The following is a 3,626-nucleotide window of genomic DNA, read 5'->3' as shown; positions in this document are numbered from 1 at the left end:
CTACAAATAAGGAGTCTTCCCTTAATGTGAAATCTTCTAGTAATACTAGTCAAAAAGTTATAGTTAATAAGGCTTTGACTATAGTAGAAAATGCTCAGCTTAACGTTAAAGCAAAGAGTAAGCCAAAAACGAAACTATTCAAAGATTATTTTGAGGAAGTAACAGTCTTTACACAACAGTTTGATGTTAACAGCTTGGAGTTGAACGACAAAAAAATATGGCCATATCTAAGAAATAATTTATGGATACATATGAATTTTGTTGCTATAGGAAAAAATAATTGGAAGAATGTCAGTTCAGTTCATATTTATAACTCTAAGAATACTCAGGTCAATGATGAATTTAGAGATGTAGCCATAGCTCAGTATAATGCGAAAGAGTTGGTGGATTTAGATAATGTTAAGGCTGATATAATATTCTTAGTAAATATGAATTCTTCAGAGCAAGTCGTCTTAGAAAACGGTAAGATTTACCATCGAGTTACTGATCCTTTTTATGAAGTAGCTAAGAAAGTAGCTAACACAATTAAGCTAGAGTTTGTCAAGTCAGGATCTAGCTCGATATCTTTAACACAAGATTATACTCATCCAACAACTATCGTTCTACCTCCAAAGATTGAAAGAGTGGGCTACTCTAGCGATTTTAAAATTCATCCTGCGTTATCAAATACCATGAAGCAGTTCATTCCTTCATTGAACCCAATGACTGAGTCACTTCTCAAGGAGAATATGGACTATGAGCTTCATCTAAAAGAATATTATAAGGAAGTCTTAGGTAAGATTAATCCTAAGATTATTTTTCTATATGCTTTTCATTATAATGCACCTCTCATATCTGCAGCAGATGAATTAGGTATTTTAACTGTTGATATACAGCATGGATTACAAGTAGGTTGGAATCCTCTCTATACTAATTATGATGAGATGCCACTTGAGGGCTACCCAGAAATCCCTGACTATTTTGCAGTTTGGGGTGAGAAAGAGTTCAACAACATCCGGTACTCAATACCTTCAGAAAAGCATCAACCCATATATATGGGTGCGCCTTGGCTAGAAAAAATTAAGAAAATTCCTTCAAGTATTTCTGAAGGTATTTTAAGCGTATTAAGCGATGATAAGTATGAACATAAAATACTTATTGTGATGCAGAACCAAAAAACAATCCCAAAAATATATAGAGATATAATTGATGCAACTAAGAATGAGAATATTCTTTGGGTAATCAGACATCATCCTAAGTGTGAGCCTTTTTCGAGTTCTGACTTTTCTACCGTGAATAAAAATGTTTTGCTGGATGCTGAAATTGATAGTGTTTTATTTAGCGAACTTTTCAAATATATTAACATAACTATTTCTGAGGGTTCAGCCTTAGCCGTAGAGGCGAGTTATTTTGGTATTATTAATATTGTAACTAGTAAGATGGGAGTCGAGAACTATCAGAAAGAAGTTGACGAAGGAATATTTTACTATTTGGAGTCAGCGCACCAATTTAATAAGATAATAGAAGATATACAGTTCAAGGAAGATAAAACAGACTCTGAAAAACTATTCAAAAAAGTCAATACAGAGACTTTTATTCATGACTTATTATTAGCATCTAAGTCTAAAAAATCTAGACATTCTAATATTAAGAAAAAAAATAAAAGAGATGTTATAGCAGCAAAAATTAGTGTGGAATCTGAAATAGTAGCAGGTTTAGAGAAAGCTTCTTACTTGGCAAATAGTTTCAAATTAGATAAAGCTATTGAGATATTTAAAAATACGCGCCAGTTATTGACCAGTTTACCTAGTGCTAAGCTTGAGTATGATAAAGAACAGATGCTCTGGATTAAGGACGCTAGGGTATTTCAACGGAAAGTTAGAGAGACCTTTGGCATATCTCGTGGCAGAGAAGACGTGATACTAATTGGAGATTCATTAGCATTACCAAGGCCTTTAGAAGTAAAAAATATAAACTTTGGTATGACACGTTCATATGCTTATATGTTTAATAATAATAGCCATGGTTTAAAGCTAATGCCATGGGCTCAAAGATATTTAACTACTACCAAATTATTGGATAAGTGGGATGATTTAGTAGAAATAACTTTGAATAAGCATCTGGTGATACATTTGGGTATCAATGACTCTGCTGAAAGAATTTTCTCTGAAGAGCAAAGAACAGCAATGGCTTCCTTATCTCCTGATATCAAAAAAAGAATGCTTGAATTTGCTAAAGTTTACCGCAAAGAAATCATTCTATCTCAGGATAATTTTAGCTATGTTCCTTATGAAATTTTTGTATCAAACGTTAATAAGATAGTAATGAGAGCATTGGAAGGGGGAGTCAAATCCGTCACATTTATAAGTATCATTCCTTTCCCTGAATCTCATGAACTTACTTCGCCAGGAGCAATTAATAATTGTAAGCGATATAATTTAGTGTTAGAGCAAGCAGCAGAAAAATTCGAAAAAGTTAAGTTTTTAGATATAACAGAAGTACTAACAAGTGTGAAAAAAAATGCGGGAATATTAAGTGATAATGTTCATTTGAGTATTCCAGGACATCGTGCATTAGCTACAGCTATATTTTCTAAGCTCTCTATAGAAAGGGGCAATGATAAAGTATATCGAGCTGCTCTAATAGGGGTAGGTAATTTAGGTAGCAGGCATCTACAAGGTCTCGCTAGATCTAATAATAAACTGGCTATTGAATGTTTTGAGCCAAACCAAGCTAATATCGATCAAGCTTTCGAAAGATTTAAAGAAGTAGGAACTAATGAAAATATTACTCTTAAATTTGTAAGTGACTTGCAAAGCTTATCAGAAAATATCGATATAGCTATTATTGCTACTAATTCAGATATTAGAGCGAAGGTAGTGGTAGAATTGCTCAATACCAAAAACATAAGAAACTTAATTTTAGAAAAAGTGCTTTTTCAGGATTCTTTAAGCTATACAGAAATTGATAGTTTAATTGAAGAGAAAGGTGTAAATGTTTGGGTTAACCATCCAAGAAGAATGTTTGATATTCATAAGCCTTTCTTGTCGGAGATTAGAGAGGCAAAAAAGCTATCCTTTCAAGTGTCAGGGGTAAACTGGGGCTTAGGCAGTAATGGCCTACACTTTCTAGATTTTCTTACTTGGATAACAGATACTGAAGGGCAAGATATTGAGCTAGAATGGAATAGAATTGGACGTACTGTTGAACAGTCGAAACGCCCACAATTCAAAGAGGTGTTTGGAACTATTTCAGGCAGCATCAATAATAGTATGAGCTTTTCACTGACATCTTTACAGCCGGTTAACAGCGAAGTTCAGCTTCCTACCATCACAATAGTTTCAGATTCTATCAAACTGTTTATAGATGAGTACAATGGTGTCGTTAATTATGCATATGCAGTAGATAATTGGAAATGGCATATCTTAGAAGGTGAATTTCCACTATTATTTCAGAGTGAAATGACTTCTACCGTTGTAGATAGTATTCTCGAAGAAGGTAAATGTGCTTTACCTTCTTATGAAACTGCAATGTGGCTGCATCTACCATTCATTAATACTATTAAGTTAGGCATTGAGGATTTGGAAGGTGAGAATTTAACCTATTGTCCAATTAGTTGATATGTATTTTCAAAGACTATTTTCGAT

At 33.5% G+C, this 3,626-nt stretch carries 1 protein-coding gene; it reads left to right on the top strand.

Going from position 1 to position 3,626, the window contains the following annotated elements; all coding sequences use genetic code 11:
• Positions 1–26: 26 nt before the first annotated feature.
• On the top strand, positions 27–3,599 hold the full coding sequence (locus tag CXF62_RS01255) for a Gfo/Idh/MocA family oxidoreductase (RefSeq protein ID WP_102092619.1): 3,573 nt from the start codon (positions 27–29) through the stop codon (positions 3,597–3,599).
• The last annotated feature ends 27 nt before the right edge of the window (positions 3,600–3,626 follow it).

This window comes from Psychrobacter sp. MES7-P7E (genome assembly GCF_002863645.1).
Taxonomy (GTDB): domain Bacteria; phylum Pseudomonadota; class Gammaproteobacteria; order Pseudomonadales; family Moraxellaceae; genus Psychrobacter.
Note: the sequence above shows the minus strand (reverse complement) of the source record. Positions and strands in the feature narration are given on the sequence as shown.